The sequence below is a fragment of the Roseospira visakhapatnamensis genome (genome assembly GCF_014197915.1).
In the GTDB taxonomy this organism is placed as follows: domain Bacteria; phylum Pseudomonadota; class Alphaproteobacteria; order Rhodospirillales; family Rhodospirillaceae; genus Rhodospira; species Rhodospira visakhapatnamensis.
Window position 1 is genome coordinate 146,371 of the sequence record NZ_JACIGK010000002.1, and the last position, 19,614, is coordinate 165,984.

Annotated in this window: 19 protein-coding genes and 1 pseudogene; 16 read left to right on the forward strand and 4 right to left on the reverse strand. The window is 67.7% G+C overall.

The window, feature by feature from the left end:
• Positions 1-11: 11 nt before the first annotated feature.
• Positions 12-350, reverse strand: a complete 339-nt coding sequence (locus tag GGD89_RS02125; protein WP_184042451.1) for a P-II family nitrogen regulator — start codon at positions 348-350, stop codon at positions 12-14.
• A 261-nt stretch (positions 351-611) separates the two neighbouring features.
• Positions 612-809: pseudogene (locus tag GGD89_RS20610) on the reverse strand (hypothetical protein); the annotation flags it as partial.
• 729 nt (positions 810-1,538) lie between these two features.
• Here GGD89_RS20610 and GGD89_RS02130 point away from each other — a divergent pair.
• From GGD89_RS02130 to GGD89_RS02150, 5 genes are all read left to right on the forward strand, one after another.
• Entirely contained in the window at positions 1,539-1,757 is a 219-nt protein-coding gene (locus GGD89_RS02130; RefSeq protein ID WP_184042452.1) for a hypothetical protein, read from the forward strand.
• Positions 1,758-2,309: 552 nt separating this feature from the next.
• Positions 2,310-3,449, forward strand: a complete 1,140-nt coding sequence (locus tag GGD89_RS02135) for an acyl-CoA dehydrogenase family protein (protein WP_184042453.1) — start codon at positions 2,310-2,312, stop codon at positions 3,447-3,449.
• Positions 3,450-3,511: 62 nt separating this feature from the next.
• The gene (locus tag GGD89_RS02140) at positions 3,512-4,591 is read left to right on the forward strand and encodes an enoyl-CoA hydratase/isomerase family protein (protein ID WP_184042454.1); all 1,080 of its coding nucleotides are present in this window, start codon (positions 3,512-3,514) and stop codon (positions 4,589-4,591) included.
• A 113-nt stretch (positions 4,592-4,704) separates the two neighbouring features.
• Positions 4,705-5,601 carry a 3-hydroxyisobutyrate dehydrogenase gene (gene mmsB, locus GGD89_RS02145; RefSeq protein ID WP_184042455.1) on the forward strand — a complete coding sequence of 299 codons (897 nt, stop codon included), beginning with the start codon at positions 4,705-4,707 and terminating at the stop codon, positions 5,599-5,601.
• Between the two features lie 218 nt (positions 5,602-5,819).
• The gene (locus tag GGD89_RS02150; RefSeq protein ID WP_184042456.1) at positions 5,820-6,041 is read left to right on the forward strand and encodes a DUF6898 family protein; all 222 of its coding nucleotides are present in this window, start codon (positions 5,820-5,822) and stop codon (positions 6,039-6,041) included.
• A gap of 291 nt (positions 6,042-6,332) precedes the next feature.
• On the opposite strand, the gene GGD89_RS02155 is transcribed toward GGD89_RS02150, so the two are convergent.
• On the reverse strand, positions 6,333-6,764 hold the full coding sequence (locus GGD89_RS02155) for a Ros/MucR family transcriptional regulator (RefSeq protein WP_184042457.1): 432 nt from the start codon (positions 6,762-6,764) through the stop codon (positions 6,333-6,335).
• A 655-nt stretch (positions 6,765-7,419) separates the two neighbouring features.
• On the opposite strand from GGD89_RS02155, the gene rpiB reads away from it, so the two are divergent.
• The 11 genes from rpiB (at position 7,420) to GGD89_RS02210 (ending at position 18,019) form a co-directional block, all read left to right on the forward strand.
• Positions 7,420-7,869, forward strand: coding sequence for a ribose 5-phosphate isomerase B (gene rpiB / locus GGD89_RS02160; protein ID WP_184042458.1), 450 nt, complete (start codon positions 7,420-7,422; stop codon positions 7,867-7,869).
• Between the two features lie 142 nt (positions 7,870-8,011).
• A complete protein-coding gene (glyA, locus tag GGD89_RS02165) occupies positions 8,012-9,313 on the forward strand; it encodes a serine hydroxymethyltransferase (protein WP_425503007.1) in 1,302 nt (433 codons plus the stop codon).
• 85 nt (positions 9,314-9,398) lie between these two features.
• Entirely contained in the window at positions 9,399-9,857 is a 459-nt protein-coding gene (nrdR, locus tag GGD89_RS02170; protein ID WP_184042460.1) for a transcriptional regulator NrdR, read from the forward strand.
• A 34-nt stretch (positions 9,858-9,891) separates the two neighbouring features.
• The gene (ribD, locus tag GGD89_RS02175; protein ID WP_184042461.1) at positions 9,892-11,001 is read left to right on the forward strand and encodes a bifunctional diaminohydroxyphosphoribosylaminopyrimidine deaminase/5-amino-6-(5-phosphoribosylamino)uracil reductase RibD; all 1,110 of its coding nucleotides are present in this window, start codon (positions 9,892-9,894) and stop codon (positions 10,999-11,001) included.
• Positions 11,002-11,078: 77 nt separating this feature from the next.
• The gene (locus tag GGD89_RS02180; RefSeq protein ID WP_184042462.1) at positions 11,079-11,669 is read left to right on the forward strand and encodes a riboflavin synthase; all 591 of its coding nucleotides are present in this window, start codon (positions 11,079-11,081) and stop codon (positions 11,667-11,669) included.
• Positions 11,670-11,674: 5 nt separating this feature from the next.
• Complete coding sequence (ribB, locus tag GGD89_RS02185) at positions 11,675-12,826, forward strand: 3,4-dihydroxy-2-butanone-4-phosphate synthase (protein WP_343058504.1); 1,152 nt, start codon at positions 11,675-11,677, stop codon at positions 12,824-12,826.
• Between the two features lie 2 nt (positions 12,827-12,828).
• The gene (locus GGD89_RS02190; protein WP_184042463.1) at positions 12,829-13,284 is read left to right on the forward strand and encodes a 6,7-dimethyl-8-ribityllumazine synthase; all 456 of its coding nucleotides are present in this window, start codon (positions 12,829-12,831) and stop codon (positions 13,282-13,284) included.
• Positions 13,285-13,337: 53 nt separating this feature from the next.
• Positions 13,338-13,847, forward strand: coding sequence for a transcription antitermination factor NusB (nusB, locus tag GGD89_RS02195; RefSeq protein ID WP_184042464.1), 510 nt, complete (start codon positions 13,338-13,340; stop codon positions 13,845-13,847).
• An 85-nt stretch (positions 13,848-13,932) separates the two neighbouring features.
• Entirely contained in the window at positions 13,933-14,964 is a 1,032-nt protein-coding gene (gene thiL / locus GGD89_RS02200) for a thiamine-phosphate kinase (RefSeq protein WP_184042465.1), read from the forward strand.
• 56 nt (positions 14,965-15,020) lie between these two features.
• The gene (locus GGD89_RS02205) at positions 15,021-15,521 is read left to right on the forward strand and encodes a flagellar basal body-associated FliL family protein (RefSeq protein ID WP_184042466.1); all 501 of its coding nucleotides are present in this window, start codon (positions 15,021-15,023) and stop codon (positions 15,519-15,521) included.
• A 380-nt stretch (positions 15,522-15,901) separates the two neighbouring features.
• Positions 15,902-18,019, forward strand: a complete 2,118-nt coding sequence (locus GGD89_RS02210; RefSeq protein WP_184042467.1) for a sodium-translocating pyrophosphatase — start codon at positions 15,902-15,904, stop codon at positions 18,017-18,019.
• Positions 18,020-18,178: 159 nt separating this feature from the next.
• Here the strand turns inward: GGD89_RS02210 and GGD89_RS02215 are convergent, their stop codons facing one another.
• Positions 18,179-19,396, reverse strand: coding sequence for an ABC transporter substrate-binding protein (locus GGD89_RS02215; protein ID WP_246422280.1), 1,218 nt, complete (start codon positions 19,394-19,396; stop codon positions 18,179-18,181).
• Between the last annotated feature and the right edge of the window lie 218 nt (positions 19,397-19,614).

Consider the following 19,614-nt stretch of genomic DNA (forward strand, 5'->3'; position numbering starts at 1 on the left):
TCACGGTCCTCCTAAAGGGCGTCGGCGTCGGTTTCGCCGGTGCGAATGCGGACGGCCTGCGCCACGTCGACGACAAAGACCTTGCCGTCGCCGATCTTGTCGGTGCGCGCGGCGGTCGAGATGGCTTCAAGCACGCGCTCGACCATCTCGTCCGGCACTACCAACTCAATCTTCACCTTGGGCAGGAAGTTCACTTGGTATTCGGCGCCGCGGTAGATTTCCGTCTGGCCCTTCTGACGCCCGAAGCCCTTTACCTCGGAGACCGTCAGCCCCTGGATTTCAAGCGGGACAAGGGCCTCGCGCACCTCGTCAAGCTTGAAGGGCTTGATGATCGCCATGATCAACTTCATCGCCGGTTCCCCCAATGCTATCGCGTGAGTGACATCGTCCTGGCCCACCGGATGGGATCCGGGGTTGGCGCGACGTCCTGACCTCCATTATTCAAGCCCTGTGCCAGTCATGGTGCGGTGCGAAGAACCCGAATATTTTCAGGGCGTTAATGGTCGCGGACGGGGAGTGACCGGAGCCGGAACCCAGGCGTCAAGGGGGCCGGTGATTAAAAAAAAGGCGTTACGGCGCGCGTCTGGTCAGTAATTGTGCTTGAAGGCAGGCTAATGCGCGGATTGGGTGAGGTTATATGTCATCGCTGTCTTTTGCGATTGGCATGGCGGTCTGATCCTCACCGAGGGGGCGATGGTTTCCAGGGTCATGGTGCGGGCGCGCTGGACGGCCCACGTGTCGTTCTGCTCCAGCAGGATGGCGCCACGGGAGGCGTGCCGTGACACGCAAACCCAACCAGGCTCTATCCCATTGTTCGACCGGAAAAGCGGCCATCCCTCCGTCCCGACCTGCCCATCACCCAGGGCCTGTTGATATTCGGGGCACGGCCACGGTTGAGACGAAGACGGCCCGGTCCAGGATAGCCGAAGGTCACCGCGCGAAGCGCGGCGCGGCCTTGACGGAGCCGGAGGCGACGGCACCCTGTCCAAGGTCGGACGGGGCCCGCCGAAAAAGGTCGCGCGGACACGGGACCTGGACAACGACCTTGACAAACACCATGTCCCGTCCGGTGGGCACTGCCTCAAGATGTGGTTCTGGGACCGGAGACCCGATTAGAGCAAATCCCGAGCGATCCGAACCGGATCGCGACGACGATTTGCTTTAAAAACAAAAACGTAGAGCGTTCTGGGTGAGTCCAAAATCACGCAACACGCTCTAAGGCGCTGGGATGACGGTCGTGGCCGTGGTGGCCGCCTCGTCGCAAACGCATTCATCATAGTCTGAACACATTCACTCAATATTTTGATATATCTTCATATTAAGTCATCGACGGAGAGTGTGTAGGCGGGGCATCGCGGCGCCCATGCCGTCAGCGCCTGTGACGTCGGTCACTGCGGATCACGAAAACGCCGAGAATTCAACGCCTTGAAAAATGGCACTTCGTGCCGTAAGATTGTGTTCATGAAGAGCCTCTCGTCTCGGCCGAAAAACGAAATTGTCGTGTCCCGACGTGGCGCATGGAAGACAGGAGGATTGTCATGACCATGGAACGATGCTCGACAGGGCAGCATCTCGGTGCGGTGCTGGCTCTGGTCGGTCTCAGTCTGGTCCTCCAAGCCGGACTGGACATGGGACGCATGGTCTCCCACACCCCATTGTGGAGCGGGAGCCCAGACCAAACCGTCGCCTACTACATCGCGGCGCCCGCCTCCGAGGACTGGGGGCAGACCGTCCTGAAGCTGAACGGCATGCCGTAACGCGCCGCCCGTCCTGGTGGCGGGGCCGGTGAGGGCGGCGGTCCCTCGGTCGTTGTACGAGATCGGGGTCGGGGATCCGAAAGGACGCCCGGCCCTTTGTCGTGCGCGCCGGTGAAAACCGCAGGGGCGTTCGGGAGGTGATCGTCCCATGGCAAACGGGTGGCGCGTGGGTGCGGCCCGATGCCGATCCCCCAGGACGGCTTGCGGATGGGGGCCGGCGACACCGCGTGTCGCGACACGGCGGCGGTGCCCGGACGGCCGATTCGGCCCACGCCGGCCGCCTTGCCCGCCATCCCGCGATCGCGACACCCGCGTTCAGCGCCCTCGCGCACAGGGTCGGGGGCCTTAGCCGTGGCCGCGATCCAGCCTGCCGCTACGTCAACCGGAGGGATCAACGGGTGCGTGGCGATGCCGCCGCACGGCCACCACGCGGGCGTTTGCAGGCCCCCGATCCTGCCCCTATCATCCTCGGCCGGTCGCGGTGTGACGCCGCGAGATAGGGGCGCGCCGGACGCGCCAAACGAACAAAATCGTACGGGAGGATGGTGCCGCATGGATTTCAACCTGAGCGAGGAGCAGGTTCAGTTCCAGGATGTGGCCCGCGAGTTCGCGGCCAACGAGATGGCCCCGCACGCGGACCGCTGGGACGAGGAGAAGATCTTCCCCGAAGAGACCCTGCGCAAGGCGGCCGACCTGGGCTTCGCCGGGATCTACGTGGGCGAGGACGTGGGAGGATCCGGCCTGGGGCGGCTGGATGCCACGGTGATCATCGAGGAACTGGCGGTCGCCTGCCCGTCCACGACCGCCTATCTGTCGATCCACAACATGGCGACCTGGATGATCGACCGCTTCGGCGACGACGAGCAGCGCCACCGGTTCCTGCCCCGCATGTGCACCATGGAGCATTTCGGGAGCTACTGTCTGACAGAGCCGGGTGCCGGGTCCGATGCGGCCTCCCTGAAGACCCGGGCCGAGGCGGAGGGCGACACCTACGTGCTCACCGGCGAAAAGGCGTTCATCAGCGGCGGGGGCCGCTCCGACATCTATGTGGTCATGGCCCGCACCGGCGAGGCCGGCGCCAAGGGCATTTCCACCTTCGTGGTCGAGGCCGGGACGCCGGGCCTGTCCTATGGCAAGCAGGAACGCAAACTGGGCTGGAACAGCCAGCCCACGTCGGCCCTGGTGCTTCAGGAATGCCGGGTGCCGGCCGCCAACCGCCTGGGACGGGAGGGTGATGGCTTCAAGGTCGCCATGATGGGTCTGGATGGCGGGCGGCTGAACATCGGCGCCTGCTCGCTGGGCGGGGCGCGCGGCGCCATGGAGGCGGCCCTGGCCTATACCCGGGACCGTCGGCAGTTCGGGCGGGCCATCGCCGATTTCCAGGCCACGCAGTTCAAGCTCGCCGACATGGCCACCGACCTGGAGGCCGCCCGCCTGCTGCTGCACAAGGCGGCGGCGGCGCTGGATGCCGGCGACCCCCGGGCGACCTCGCTCTGCGCCATGGCCAAGCGCTTGGCCACCGACGTGGGCTTCGCGGTGTGCGATGAAGCCTTGCAGCTCCATGGGGGCTACGGATACATCCGGGAGTATCCCATCGAACGCATCTTGCGGGATCTGCGCGTGCACCGAATCCTGGAAGGCACCAACGAGATCATGCGCGTCATCATTGCCCGGCGGCTGCTGGCCGGGTGAGGGCGGCCAGCGCGGGACGCCATGACGGGTGGGCACGGGACGGACGGAACGGGAACGCCACGATGAACGATGAGCCGGAAATCCTCTTCGAGGCCGAGGACGGCATGGGCCGCATTCTGCTGAACCGGCCCAAGGCCCTGAATGCCCTGACGCTGGGGAAAATTCGTGAGATGGACGCGACGCTGCGGCGCTGGGCCGACAGCGCGACTGTCAAGATGGTGCTGATCGAGGGCGCCGGGGACAAGGCCTTCTGCGCCGGGGGCGACATCCGCGCCCTGGCCGAGGCCGCCCGGGTCGACGACCAGGAGACGATCCGCTCCTTCTTCTCGGAGGAGTACGCGCTCGACCGGTTGATCCGCACCTTTCCCAAGCCCTACGTGGCCGTTCTGAACGGCATCACCATGGGGGGCGGCGTGGGGATTTCCCTTCACGGCAGCCATCGCGTGGCCACCGAGAACACCCTGTTCGCCATGCCCGAGACCGGTATCGGGCTGTTCCCGGACGTCGGTGGCACCTATGCCCTGCCGCGCCTGCCGGGGCACATCGGGACTTACCTGGGACTGACCGGCGCGCGCCTCGGCCCCGCCGATTGCCTGTATGCGGAGGTGGCGACCCACCATGTTCCCACGGAGCGCCTGCCGGAGTTCGAGGCGGCCTTGCGTGACGCGGCCCGCAACGCCGTTTCCAACGAAGAGGTGGTCCAGGCCCTCACAGACGTCATGGATCTGTATCACGACCACCTGGAGGACCCGCCGCTGGAGGTCCATCGCGAGGCCATCGACGAGGCGTTCGGTCGGGATACCGTCGAGGAGATCCTGGAGACCCTGGACGCCATGGACACCGCGTGGGGCAAGGAGACGGCGGCGGTGTTGCGCACCAAGTCACCCACGTCCCTGAAGGTCAGTCTGCGGCAGATGCGGGCCGGCCTCCGGCTGGACTTCGACCGCGCCATGCAACTGGAGTACCGGCTGGCGCGCCGGTTCCTGAGGGCGCCGGACTTCCAGGAGGGCGTGCGGGCGGTGATCGTGGACAAGGATCAGGCGCCGCGCTGGTCTCCGGCCACCCTGGAGGCGGTCACCGAGGAGCGGGTGCGCGCCTGGTTCGCGCCGCTTGATGACGAACCGGACCTGTCGTTCCGCTGAGGAACGCCGGCCCGCGCCGGCCCGCCCGCGTGTCGCGGCACGCGGACCGGAACGCAAAACATGAAACACCAAGGACCCCAACCGGGTCCGCAAGAGAGGGAGGATACCAACCCATGGCCACCATCGCCTTCATCGGCCTCGGCAACATGGGCGGGCCGATGCTCGCCAATCTGATCAAGGCCGGGCACGGGGCGCATGCCTTCGATCTGTCCGAGAACGCCCTGGTCCGCGCCGAGGCCGCCGGCGCCACCCGCGCCGCCTCGGTGGCGGCGGCCGCCGGCGCCGCCGACGTGGTGGTCACCATGCTGCCGGCCGGCCAGCATGTGCGCGCCGTCTACATGGACGAGGCCACCGGGATCATCGGCGCGGCGCGGCCGGGGGCGCTGCTCATCGACTGCTCGACCATCGACGTGGACAGCGCCCGCGCCGTGGCTGGCGCCGCCACCGACGCCGGCCTGCGCATGGTGGATGCTCCGGTGTCCGGCGGTGTGGGGGGCGCCGAGGCCGGCACCCTCACCTTCATGGTGGGCGGTCCCGACGACGCGGTGGAGGCCGCGCGCCCCATCCTGGACTGCATGGGCAAGGCCGTGGTGCACGCCGGGGGACCGGGCACCGGGCAGGCGGCCAAGATCTGCAACAACATGATGCTGGGCATACAGATGGTGTCGGTGTGCGAAGCCTTCATGCTGGCCAAGCGCCTGGGGCTCGACGCCCAGAAGCTGTTCGATGTCAGCTCCAAGGCATCGGGGCAGTGCTGGTCGCTGACCACCTACTGCCCGGTTCCGGGACCGGTGCCCACCAGTCCGGCGAACCGGGACTACCAGGCCGGTTTCGCCGCCGCCATGATGCTCAAGGATCTGAAGCTGGCCCAGCAGGCGGCCGCCAGCAGCGGCGCCGCCACGCCCATGGGGAGCATGGCCGAAAGCCTGTACGCGTTGTTCTGCAACCAGGGCGACGCCGGGGCGCTGGACTTCTCCGGCATCATCCGGATGATCGACGGTCAGTCGTAGGGCCGGATTGCCAGGGCATGGCATCACCCCGGGCGTCGCGGGGGATGGCGCCATCCCATCGGCGGCGCGGACGTCCGCGATCGGTGTCACGGACCGCCGGTGGCGGTGCGCCGCCCGCCGTGGCATTCTGTGACCAAGGCGCCGGCCGAGCTTGGTGTGTGGCGCCGCCGGACCCCAAGGTGTATCCCCGTGACCATATCAACAGGGGGAGCCAACCCATGAGCAGGCAGCGCGGCCAACCATCCCGTGAGGTGTTGTTCGAGTTGCTGTACGATCGCTCCGTCGTGCGGGTCTCGGCCATCGATCCGGCCACCAACACGGAAGTGCGCATGGTGGGCGACCCGCGCCTGCCGGAGATCACCCTCAAGCGCGCCGCCTTGCGGAAGCTGCAATACGTCCTGAACCGTGACCGGAGCAAGACACCGGGGCGCCGGGCCTGAGCGTCCGCTATGCGGCGAAGACGCCCCCAAACCGGCGGTCGCGGCCTGGGCTTCGGGGGGGACCTCCGCACACGGCGGGACCCGCCCTCTCCATCCGGCTCTCATGAAAACAACCGTCCGTCACGAATGGACGAACGGTTGTTTCAGCGCGTATCCGAACCACCCTGACGCCTGCCACCGCCAGCATGCGTATGGGTGGTCGGGACGTACCACGATGCGATCGTCTTGGTCTTCAGGCCAAGCCCCCGGGACCGTCTGTCGAACGGCCGGTGCTGGTCGCCGTCCGGGCTGTCAGGCCCCGGCGGCGCCGGACTTGCGTCCCAGGCCGATCTTCTTGGCGAACTCAGAGCGTTGCGCGGCATAGTTCGGCGCTACCATGGGGTAGTCGGCGGACAGCCCCCACTTCGCCCGGTATTCGTCGGGTGTCATGTTGTAGTTGGTGCGCAAGTGCCGCTTCAGCATCTTGAGCTTCTTTCCGTCCTCAAGGCAGATGATGTGATCCGGGAACACCGACTTGCGGATGGGCACGGCTGGCTTCTGGGCCTCCGCCTTGACCTCGGCCTGCGCCTGACCAAGCCCATTGAGTGATCCGTAGACGGTGTGGATCAGTTCGGGAATTTGCCCGGCGGGCAGCGGGTTGTTGCCCACGTAGGCGGTCACGATGTTGACCGCGAGCTTCAGCATCTCGTCTCGGGGCATCGCCGTGGCTGGATCGTCTGTCATGCTTGCTGCTCTTCCCTCTCGATTGATGGCCGGTTCACGACACCGGTGAAACACGGGGCAATGACTGCCTTGGTCGAGTCTTGTTGGCCCATCATCGGACGTCCGCAGTCAGACGACGGACACCCCGGTTTCAAGCGCTGTCCCACTGGCCTCGAAACTAGTTAGCATCTGTGAAATATTCAATACTCTACCTGTTCATCAAGCACAATATTGATTACGAGGGCGCCGCGCCGTCCGCGCCCTACCCAGAGGCAACGCACGGGTAAGCGTTACGACGATTCGTCGATCATGGCCCGACGCTCGGCCGACACTCGGTATTTGTCGGCTCGTGACATCAGCCAACGTGCGAGTCGTCCGTGGCGGATTTGCGCGTTTTCCCCATCCGTTGAGCCTATGATCGCCGGGTCTCCCGGAACCTTATGGGGACGGTCCGACTCACGTATGACCCAGCCTGGCGGACGCCGGGGGGCGTCGATGGCAGCCTTGGTGTTGTGGTGGTATTCCCCGCCGACATGTGGTACCGAACACCCGAGACGGTGGGCAGGTCCACACGTCGTGCGGTCGAGTCGTCGTCGTCGAGACCCGGACGAGGCCCGACCTGCGGGGCATCGCCGGTGACGCCCTCCAAGACTCGACACAATGCGAGAGGTCGATCGTGACGCAATCCCTTGTAGCCCTGGCTTCCGATCATGGGGCCGTCGAGTTGCGGACCCTGTTGCGCGCGCATGTCGAGGGGCGCGGCCTGGCGACCCTGGACCTGGGCGCCGACGGATCGGAGTCCGTGGACTATCCGGATTACGCCGGGCATCTGGCCCAAGCCCTGCGTGACGGTCGGGCCAGCCATGGCATCCTGTTATGCGGCACGGGCATCGGCATCTCCATCGCCATCAACCGGTATCCCTTCATCCGCGCCGCCCTGGTGCATGACGTGACGGGCGCGCGCCTGTGCCGGGAGCACAACGACGCCAACGTCCTCGTGCTCGGCGGGCGGACCACCGGGCCGGCGGTGGCCCTTGAGTGCGTCGACGCCTTCCTGAACACGCCGTTCGAGGGCGGGCGTCACGAACGCCGCGTCACCAAGCTGGGGGCCATGCCGTCGCTGTGACGACACCGGCGGCGGGGACGCCATCGCCGCGGTCGGCCGACGGGCGCGGCGCGTCGCGCGCCGGCCCCGTCGTGGACCGGTGCTGTCTCGTGCCGGGCCGGTCGCCGGTCGGGCGCGTCGCGTTTCGAGCCTCTCACAGGCCATTCATAGGGAGTCATCCGTGACCGAGACCACTGCCTTCTTTTCCGCCGCGCTGGCGGACGCCGATCCCGACGTGGCGGCCTCCGTCCGCCGGGAACTGGTTCGCCAGCAGGACCAGATTGAACTGATCGCCTCCGAGAACATCGTGTCGCGGGCGGTGCTGGAGGCCGCCGGCTCGGTGTTGACCAACAAGTACGCGGAAGGCTACCCGGGGCGGCGGTACTATGGCGGGTGCGAGTTCGTGGACGAGGCCGAGGCCCTGGCCATCGATCGCGCCAAGCGGCTGTTCGACTGTACCTTCGCCAATGTGCAGCCGCATTCCGGCGCTCAGGCCAACGGCGCGGTGATGCTGGCCCTGTGCAAGCCGGGCGACACCATCCTGGGCATGTCGTTGGCGGCCGGCGGCCACCTGACCCACGGCGCCGCCCCGGCGCAGTCCGGCAAGTGGTTCAACGCCATCCAGTACGGCGTTCGCAAGCAGGATGGACGCATCGACTTCGACGAGGTCGACTCCCTAGCCAAGGCGCACAGGCCGAAGCTGATCATCGCCGGCGGTTCGGCCTATCCCCGCGAGATCGATTTTGAGCGGTTCCGGGCCATCGCCGATGCCGTGGGCGCGCTGCTGATGGTCGACATGGCCCACTTCGCGGGTCTGGTGGCCGCCAAGCTGCACCCGAGCCCGCTGCCGCATGCTCATGTGGTGACCACCACCACCCACAAGACCTTGCGGGGGCCGCGTGGCGGGTTGATCCTGTCCAACGATCCGGACCTGGGCAAGAAGATCAACTCGGCCGTTTTCCCCGGCCTCCAGGGCGGCCCGCTGATGCACATCATCGCCGCCAAGGCTGTGGCCTTCGGCGAGGCGTTGCAGCCGTCGTTCGTGGACTATGCCCGTCGGGTCAAGGACAACGCCCGGGCGCTGGGCGACACCCTGCTGAAGAACGGCCTGGATCTGGTGGCCGGCGGGACCGACACGCATCTGGTGCTGGTGGATCTGCGTCCCAAGGGCCTGACCGGCACCATCGCCGAGGCGGCCATGGAACGCGCCGGCATGACCTGCAACAAGAACGGCATTCCCTTTGATCCGGAGAAGCCGATGGTGACCTCGGGGGTGCGGCTGGGCTCTCCGGCGGCCACCACGCGTGGTTTCGGCACGGCGGAGTTCACCCAGGTGGGCGAGATGATCGCCGAGGTTCTGGACGGCCTGGCCGCCAACCGCGACGACAACGGCGCCGTCGAGGGCGCGGTTCGGGATCGGGTGCGGGCGCTGTGCGCGCGGTTCCCGATCTATCAGACGCTTTAGGCACGGTCAGACGCCTCGTTGACGGTGGTGGTGGTGTGGGGCGTCGTCTGGTGACGGCGCCCAAGACAAAGGGAGGGCTCGGCCCATGCGCTGTCCGTTTTGCGGGCACATGGACACCCAGGTGAAGGACTCGCGCCCGACCGAGGACGGTGGAGCCATCCGGCGGCGGCGGTTCTGCCCGTCCTGCCAATCGCGCTTCACCACCTTCGAACGGGTGCAGTTGCGGGACCTGGTGATCGTCAAGAAGAACGGGCAGCGGGCACCCTTCGAGCGGGACAAGTTGGCCCGGTCGGTACACATCGCCTGCCGCAAGCGCCCCATCGACAGCGAACGCATCGAGCGGGTGGTGAACGGCATCCAGCGGCGTCTGGAAAGCTCCGGCGAGACCGAGATCCCCTCCAACACGGTGGGCGAGATGGTCATGGAGGCGTTGTCGACGCTCGATCCCGTGGCTTATGTGCGGTTCGCATCGGTGTACAAAAACTTCCGTGAAGCCAAGGATTTCGAGACATTTGTTGAGAAATTAGGTGGAGACGACTACTAGCTCGGTCTCGTGGACCGTCGCGGACCGGGGGCACATGGCCGCCGCCCTGGCCCTGGCCCGGCGCGGTCTCGGCCGGGTGTGGCCCAACCCGGCGGTGGGTTGTGTGCTGGTGCAGGCCGACGCCGAGGGAGATGAGGTGGTCGGCCGGGGCTGGACCCAGCCGGGCGGCCGTCCCCACGCCGAGGTGGAGGCCCTGGTCCGCGCCGGGGAGCGGGCCCGGGGGGCCACCGCCTATGTCACCCTGGAACCCTGTTCCCATCACGGTCAGACCCCTCCCTGCGCCGACGCCCTGGTGACGGCCGGAGTGGCGCGGGTGGTGGTCGCCCTGACCGATCCCGATCCGCGCGTGGCCGGACGCGGGCTGGCGCGCCTGCGGGCGGCCGGGGTCCGGGTGGATGAGGGCTTGCGGAGCGAGGAGGCCCGCCTCGTCACCGCCGGCTTCCTGTCGCGGGTCACGGCCGGGCGTTCGCTGGTGACGGTCAAGGCCGCCACCACGCTGGACGGGCGCATCGCCACCGCCGCCGGTGAAAGCCGCTGGATCACCGGTCCGCGCGCCCGCGCCCTGGGTCACCGCCTGCGGGCCACCCATGATGCCATCGCCGTGGGTATCGGGACCGCCCTGGTCGATGATCCGATGCTCGATTGCCGGCTGCCGGGCCTGGAGGACCGCTCGCCGGTGCGGGTGGTGTTCGACGGTGCCCTGCGTCTGCCGATCGGAAGCCGCCTGGCCGCCAGCGCCGATCGGCGACCCGTGTGGCTGCTGTGCCGCGCGGCCGATCTGGAAACCGCCGAGGGCCGCGCGCGACGCGATCGTCTGGAGGGGCGGGGCGTCCGTGTGCTGCCGGTGCCCGCCGACACGGCGGGGCGGGTGGATCCCCGGGCGGCGCTTCAGGCGCTGGGAGACGCGGGTCTGACCCGCCTGCTGGTCGAGGGGGGCGGGCGGCTGATCGGCGCTTTGCTGGCGGCCGATGTGGTGGACCACCTGGCGTGGATGCAGGCACCGCGCGTGCTCGGCGATGGGGCGCGGCCGGGGGTCGCGGGCTTCGGGGTTGACCGGCTGGCGGATTGCGCCAATTTTGCTCCCCTGGATTGGATGCCCATCGGCCCCGACATGGTGTTGTGGGCGCGTCGGGTCGGCGACTGACGTCCGAGTCTCCCTTCTCTGGGGTCTTGGCGTCCCTGGTCGCCGGTCCATCACCTTGAGTAGGAGCCCCACGGCGTATGTTCACCGGCATTGTCACCGACCTGGGCCGGGTGCGGCGGATCGAGCGATCCGGCGATACCAAGTTCACCCTCGAAACCCGCTACGATACGGCCACCATTCCCCTGGGGGCGTCGATCGCCCACAACGGATGCTGCCTGACGGTGATCGAGACCGGGCCGGACTGCTTCACGGTGCAGGCGTCCAAGGAAACCCTGACCGTCACCACCCTCAGCGACTGGGGGGAGGGCACGCGGGTGAACCTGGAACGGGCCCTGGCGGTCGGGGACGAACTGGGGGGCCATATCGTCTCCGGGCACGTGGACGGCATCGCCCGGGTGACCGGCCGCCGGGAGGAGGGCGAGTCGATCCGGTTCACCTTCGCCGTGCCCGACGCGCTCAAGGGCTTCATCGCGCCCAAGGGCTCGGTGGCGCTGGACGGCGTGTCGCTGACCATCAACGGCGTGGAAGACGACCGGTTCGACGTCAATATCATTCCGCATACGGCCGAGGTCACCACGTTCGGCGGTCTGACCGTGGGGGACCGGGTGAACATGGAAATCGACATGCTGGCGCGCTACGTGGCGCGGTTGCTTGAGGTGAAGGAGTAGGCCCCGTGGGGAGTCCGGACCAGATCGAAACCACCCACACGACCTTCGGCACCTTCCTCTCCGCGCCCGAGGAGATCATCGACGACGCCCGCAACGGCCGCATGTTCATCCTGGTGGACGACGAGGACCGGGAGAACGAGGGCGATCTTGTGATTCCGGCCCAGATGGCCACGCCCGACGCCATCAACTTCATGGCCAAGTTCGGCCGGGGGCTCATCTGCCTGGCGCTGACGGGGGATCGCTGCCGGGATCTGGCGTTGCCGCTGATGCCGCAGCAGAACAGCTCGCGCCACGGCACCGCCTTCACCTATTCCATCGAGGCCAAGGACGGCGTCACCACGGGCATCTCCGCCTCGGACCGGGCGCATACCGTCGCCGTGGCCATCGACCCGTCCAAGGGCAAGGACGACATCGCCACGCCCGGGCATGTCTTTCCCCTGATGGCCCGCGACGGCGGCGTGCTGGTGCGCGCCGGCCACACCGAGGCGGCGGTGGACGTGGCCCGGCTGGCGGGCCTGATCCCGGCCGGCGTGATCTGCGAGATCATGAACGATGACGGCTCCATGGCCCGCATGCCGGACCTGGTGCGTTTCGCCCAGTATCACAACCTCAAGGTCGGCACCATCGCCGACCTGATCGCCCATCGGCGGCGCACGGAGCGGATCGTGCGTCGCGAGATCGAGATGGATTTCGTCTCCCAGTACGGCGGCGACTGGCGCATGGTGGTGTACGTCAACACCGTCGCCTATGCCGAGCACATCGCCCTGGTCAAGGGGCGCATCGATCCGCAGACTCCGACCCTGGTGCGCATGCACGCGCTGAACGTGCTGGACGACGTGCTGCACGACGCCGAAAGCGGCAAGGGCGATGACCTGCACCAGGCCATGGACAGCATCGCCGCCCATGGCACCGGGGTGATCGTGCTGATCCGCGAGCCGCACCAGACGGCGCTCAGCAGCCGCGTCCGCGCCCACCTGGAGGGCCATGGCGACGCCAACCGGCTGGTGGACTATGGGGTTGGCGCGCAGATCCTGCTGGATCTCGGCGTGCGGGACATGATCCTGCTGTCCAACACCCACCGTACGATCATTGCCCTTGACGGCTATGGTCTGAGCGTGGTTGAGCAAAGGCCGATTCCCCCGCTCAAGGAGTCCTGAGCATGGTTGATGGCGCGCGCATCCTGATCGTCGAGGCGCGATTCTACGACGACATCGCCGATAACCTGGTGCGCGGCGCGGTGCGTGACCTGACGGCCCGGGGGGCGGGCTACAAGCGGATCATCGTACCCGGGATCCTCGAAATCCCCTCGGTGATGCGCTATGCCATCCGGGCCATGGAGCTGCGCGCCACCGACCATCGCTATTCGGGCTACGTGCTGTTGGGCTGCGCCATCCGGGGCGAGACCGACCATTACGAGCATGTCTGTCGCGAGGCCATGGGGGGGGTGAACCGGCTCGCGCTCGATTACTCGCTGGCCGTGGGCAATGCCATCCTCACCTGCGGGACGCGGGCACAGGCGATGGACCGGGCCAGTCCGGACGGCAAGAACATCGGCGGGATGGCCGCGCGGGCCTGCCTGCGCATGATCGAGATCAAGAAGGAAATGGGCCTCTGACTCCTCTGGAGATCGGCCCGTCATGACAACCCACATTTGGAAGATCTCTTGGCATGAGCACGAGTGCCCGGCGCCGTAGCGCCGCGCGGCTGGCGGCGGTCCAGACCCTGTATGCGACGGACTCCGGGGGCGGCGACCTGGGCGTGGTGTTGCGCGACGTCCTGGAAGGGCGGCTGGCCGGCGAGGCGCTGGTGGATATCCCCGACCCCGACGGGGTGCTGGAACCGCGCGAGGTGCATGAGACGCTGGTGCCGGTGGACACCGATCTGCTCATTCGTCTGGCGCGCGGCGCGGATGCCGAACGCGGGCGTCTGGACGAGATCATCGACGCCAGCCTGTCCGGGGACTGGGTCGCCAATCGGCTGGAGCACGTCTTGCGCGCCATCCTGCGGGTGGCGGTCTACGAACTGACCGAGATCTCTGATATCCCGCCCCGGGTCAGCATCAGCGAATACGTGGATCTGGCGCGGGCCTTTTATGAGGGGCCGGAGGTCAAGCTGGTGAATGCCGTGCTGGATCGGATCGGGCGGCAGGTGCACCCCGATGCCTTCGCGGGGCGATGATCGTCGTCCCCAGGGGGATCGCGGCGCGGATGGGGGGCACGGTGGATCCCTCCGCCGGTGAGCTTTGGAGAAGGGCGGGGACGCCATGACCGTAGCGCGGACAGAAGGCACGCGGCGTGGCGAGTTCGACCTGATCAACAGCCTGTTCGCGCCGTTGGCGCGGCGTCATCCGGCGGCTCTCAACCTGGCCGATGACGCCGCCGTGTTGCCGCCGCCGGAAGGCGGCCAGCACACCGTGGTCAGCATGGACACGCTGGTGTCCGGTGTCCATTTCCTGCCCGACGATCCGGCCGACCTGGTGGCCCGCAAGGCGATGCGGGTGAACCTGTCGGACATGGCGGCCATGGGCGCGCGGCCGCTGGGGGTGTTCCTGTCCGTGGCGCTGTCCCCGGCGGAGGGGGACGCCTGGATGGACCGGTTCACCCGGGGGCTGGAGCAGGACCTCGGCGCCTTCGACGTGGGTCTGCTGGGGGGCGACACCGTGGCCACGCCCGGGCCGGCCACCTTCAGCATCACCATTCTGGGGACCGTGCCGCCGGGAACCCACCTGTCGCGTGGCGGCGGACGCCCCGGGGATCACCTGTGGGTATCGGGAACCATTGGCGATAGTGCCTTGGGTCTCAGGGCGTTGCAGGGAGATCTTGCGTTTCTTGACGAGGACGCGAGGGCGTCTCTCGCCGACCGCTACCGCCTGCCGTGCCCCCGGGTGGCCCTGGGCATCGGCTTGCGCGGCCTGGCGACCGCCGCCCTCGACATCTCCGACGGGCTGTCCGCCGATCTGGCGCATCTGTGCCGGGCGTCCGGATGCGCGGCCCGGGTCTCGGGACCGGCGGTGCCGCTGTCCGCTCCGGCGCGGGACTGTGTGAGCGCCGACCCAACGTGGCTGGACGTGGTCCTGGGCGGCGGCGACGACTACGAACTGGTGTTCGCCGCCCCGCCCGGCCGCGATGCGGCGATCCGCGCGCTGGGGGACCGGCTGAACATTCCCGTGACGCGGGTGGGCGCGTTGGTCCCGGCCGCTCCCGAGGCCCCCGACACCCCCTTGGTGTGGGTGCTGGACGGGAACGGGGCGCCGTTGACCCTGGCCGCCACAGGGTATAGGCATCGCTGGGAGTAAGATCCCCACGCGTCGGTCCCTCCGGGGGGCGCTGGGCAACCAGGAGGGGTGACCCCATGAAGGGCCTGATCATCGTCTTCCTGATTATCCTGCTGGTGGGCGGAGTGGGTGGCGGCCTGACGGCCTTCGGCGTGATTCCCGACGTGCTGGGCGTCAAACCCCTGCTGGCCGGGCTGATGGGATCGCCCGCGCCTCCCGAGGAGGAGGTCGCCGCCGTGCCCGAGCCGGCGCCGGTGGATCATGGTCCGGAACCCCAGTTCCTGCGCGTGCCGCAGATGGCCGTGCCCGTCCTGCGCCAGGGTGTGACACCGAAGCACATCCTGCTGTCGTTGCGCCTGCATGTGAGTCCGGACCAGATGGCCGACGTGCGGCGGGACATGCCGCGCCTTCAGGACGCCTATGTGACGGCGCTCCTGAAAACCCTGCCCGATATCATGGACCGGTCGGGACGACTCGATCTCGCGTCCATCAAGGCCGTGCTCAATGCGGTGAGCGACCGGGCCATCGGTCCGGACAAGGTGCACGATGTCCTGATTGAAGGTGCGTTCGAACGCTGACCCCAGTCCATGGGTGGTGTCGTTCCGCGTCCATCCCCCTCGTTCGGCTAGGACTGGTCCCAATGCCCGCATCGGTGCGCGGGGCAAACCGTTGCCTGCCTCCGGGTCTTCTGGCAGGCTCCCTCAGGCGTAACAAAAGCTTAGAGCAAATCCCGAGCGATCCGAACCGGATCGCGACGACGATTTGCTTTAAAAACAAAAACGTAGAGCGTTTTGGGTGAGTCCAAAATCACGCAACACGCTCTAGGGAAACGCGGGACGGGACGAAGCTGGGGCTCGGGGGGAAGGCGGGACGCGGGCCGACCCGTGCGAGGGATCCCGCGAACGACCCCGGCGTTCGATCAGACGGTTAACTCGCTGACTGAAGGACGGAACACAAGATGCTGATCCTATTGTACATTTTTGTCATAGGGTGTGGCGCGTGGGCGCTCAACTATGGCGTAAGGACGGTTCGCGCGATCATGGCGGCCGACGCCGGATCGGAAGACATGCAACGGATCGCCGGGGCCGTGCAGGAGGGAGCACAGGCCTACTTGCGGCGCCAGTACCTGACCATCGCCGGAGTCGGGGTGGTGGTGTTCCTGGTCCTGGCCTTCGTGCTGGATCTGTCCGTGGCCATCGGCTTCGCCATCGGCGCCATCTGCTCCGGCTCGGCCGGGTTCATCGGCATGCTGGTCTCCGTGCGCGCCAACGTGCGCACCGCGGAGGGCGCGCGGCAGGGCCTGAACCGGGGCCTTGAGATCGCCTTCCAGAGCGGCGCGGTGACCGGCATGCTGGTGGCCGGACTGGCCCTGCTGGCGGTCTGCGTCTACTACGTCATCCTCCAGATCTTCGGCGCCGAGGGACGCGGGCTCATCGATCCGCTGGTGGCGCTGGGCTTCGGCGCCTCGCTGATTTCCATCTTCGCCCGGCTGGGTGGCGGCATCTTCACCAAGGGCGCCGACGTGGGCGCCGACCTGGTGGGCAAGGTCGAGGCCGGCATTCCCGAGGACGATCCGCGCAATCCCGCCGTGATCGCCGACAATGTGGGCGACAATGTGGGCGACTGCGCCGGCATGGCCGCCGACCTGTTCGAGACCTACGCCGTGACCGTGGTGGCGACCATGGTGCTGGCCTCCATCTTCTTCGCGGGCACCAATGCCCAGGGCATCATGATGGGCTACCCGCTGGCCATCGGCGGCGTGTGCATCCTGGCGTCGGTGTATGCCACGCGCTTCGTGAAGATGGCCGAGGGCTCCACCAATATCATGTGGGCGCTCTACAAGGGCTTCCTCATGGCCGCCGTGCTCTCGCTGATCGGCATTGGCATCATCACCTTCCCGCTGCTGGGCTTCGATACCGTCTATACGGCGGGCGGCACCACGTTCATGCCGCATCACCTGTTCCTCTGCGCGGCCATCGGTCTGGTCGTGACCGGCCTGCTCATCTGGGTGACCGAGTACTATACCGGTACCGGCTTCCGACCGGTGACCTCGGTGGCCAAGGCGTCCCAGACCGGGCACGCCACCAACGTCATCCAGGGCCTGGCCGTGTCCATGGAGGCGACCGCCCTGCCGGCGCTGATCATCTGCGCCGCCATCATCAGCGCCTACATGCTGGCCGGCCTGTTCGGCATCGCCATCGCCGTGACCGCCATGCTGGCGCTGGCCGGCATGGTCGTGGCGCTGGACGCCTATGGCCCGGTGACCGACAACGCCGGCGGCATCGCCGAGATGGCCAACCTCGACGAAAACGTCCGCAAGACCACCGACGCCCTGGACGCCGTGGGCAACACCACCAAGGCCGTCACCAAGGGCTATGCCATCGGTTCGGCCGGTCTGGGCGCGCTGGTGCTGTTCGCCGCCTACACCCTGGACCTGGACTACTTCTCTCAGAACCCCGAGCTGTATCCGGCGTTCGAGGGCATCGTCGTCAACTTCTCGCTGTCCAGCCCGTACGTGGTGGTGGGCCTGTTCGTGGGCGGCATGCTGCCGTTCCTGTTCGGGGCCATGGGCATGACCGCCGTCGGCCGCGCGGCCAGCGCCGTGGTCAACGAGGTGCGGCGCCAGTTCAAGGAAATCCCGGGCATCATGGAGGGCACGGCCAAGCCGGACTACGGCCGGTGCGTGGACATGCTGACCAAGGCGGCCATCTGGGAGATGATCATCCCCTCGATGCTGCCGGTGCTGTCGCCGATCGTGCTGTACTTCGTGATCGACGCGATCGCCGGTCCGTCGGCGGCCTTCTCGGCCCTGGGCGCGATGTTGCTGGGCGTGATCGTCACCGGTCTGTTCGTGGCCATCTCCATGACCGCCGGCGGCGGGGCCTGGGACAACGCCAAGAAGTACATCGAGGACGGCAACCTGGGCGGCAAGGGCTCCGAGGCGCACAAGGCGGCCGTCACCGGCGACACCGTGGGTGATCCGTACAAGGACACCGCCGGCCCGGCGGTGAACCCGATGATCAAGATCACCAACATCGTCGCCCTGCTGCTGCTGGCGGTGATGGCGCACGGCTGACTGCGTCCCCCCGGACGGGGGCCTCTCCAGAGGCGCTCCGTCCGGCCGTGGCGTGGCTTGGGCCGCAAGAGAAATGGCGCGCCGGGGAGACCCGGCGCGCCAGTCTTGACTCCGGCCGGTCCCGCGTCGTTGGCGGACCGGCGTGACAGAAGACGCAGGCTACATGGCCTTCGGTTCGAACACGGTGATGGTCTCGAACTGGCCGTCCTGGATTTCCCACAGCTCGAAGGTGCCCGCCACGTCGCCATGGGTGTCGAAGTTCTGGGACCCGGCGGCGCCCTCGTAGTCGATGTCGGTGCCGGCGGCCAGCAGCTCCATCGCCTTGGCGAACTGGCCGGGGCCGACCTTCTCGCCGGGCGGGTTGGCCACGTCCCGCAGGGCATCGCGCACCGCTACCGGATCGGTCGAGCCCGCCTTCAGCGCGGCCAGCGACAGCAGGTGGACGGCATCGTAGGCCGTGTCGTGGTATGGCTTCTCGGAGGTCGCGCCGTACTCGGCCTTCCAGGCGTCCTGGAAGTGCTTGCCGCCCTCGGTTTCCAGGGCCTTGGCGGTGGTGCCGAAGGTCCCGTTCAGGTACTCGGCGCCCAGCGCCTCCACCAGCTCCGGCGCCTTCAGGCCATCGGTGAAGATGAACTTGCCGAACAGGCCGCCTTCCAGCGATTGCCGCAGGATGGTCTGGCCGCTTTCCGGATAGGCGATCAGGACCAGGTGTTCCGCGTCCCCGTCCGCGGCGGCCTTCAACTCGCCCCGGTAGGACGCCTGGTTTTTCTCGAAGCCCACCGACTGGGTCACGGTGCCGCCCATGGCCTCGAACGCGGCCTGGAAGGCGTCGGCCAGCCCTTTTCCGTAGTCGTTGTTGACGTACATGATGGCCGCGGCCTCGATGCCGCGTTCGCTCGTCACCTGCGCCAGCGCCGCGCCCTGGCCGGCGTCGGACGGCACGGTGCGGAACAGGAAGTCGTTGTCCTCCAGGCCGGTGATCACCGGCGACGTCGAGGCGCCCGAGATCTGCGGCACGCCGACCACGGCGGACACGGACTGGGCGATGGGGATGGTCACGCCCGACGACAGGGCGCCGACAAGGCCGCTGACCTTTTCGATGGACACCAATTTCTGGGCCGCGTCCACGCCGGACTGAGGCGCGGTCTGGGTGTCGCCGACGACCACCGTGATGTTGCCGCCGGCGGCGTTGATTTCCTTCTCGGCCAGGCGCACCCCGTTGAGGGTGGTCTCGCCATAGGCCTGGAGGTCGCCCGTCATCGGAATGATGGCGCCGATCTTCATGTCCTGGGCGTGCGCAGCCGAGGTCAGCGCGATGGCGGTCGCGGTGGCCAGGCCGGCGACCGGGATGAGGGTCTTCATTGTGCGCGTGGTCATGATGCTGTTTCCCTGTTGTGACTGTCGTTGGCACACGTCGCGGGATCCGCGCGCGGGCTTGCCGTCCTGCATGGTCGCACCGCGCGCCCGGCGACGGGTAAGGGGCTCCGCTCCAAACGGTGGACGGACGAGCATAGGGAAGGCGGCCCCGCCTTGACAATCCGGTGCGCGCGTCCGGCGCGGGTCCAGCGGCCGGTTCGCGCGACAGGCGGGGGCCA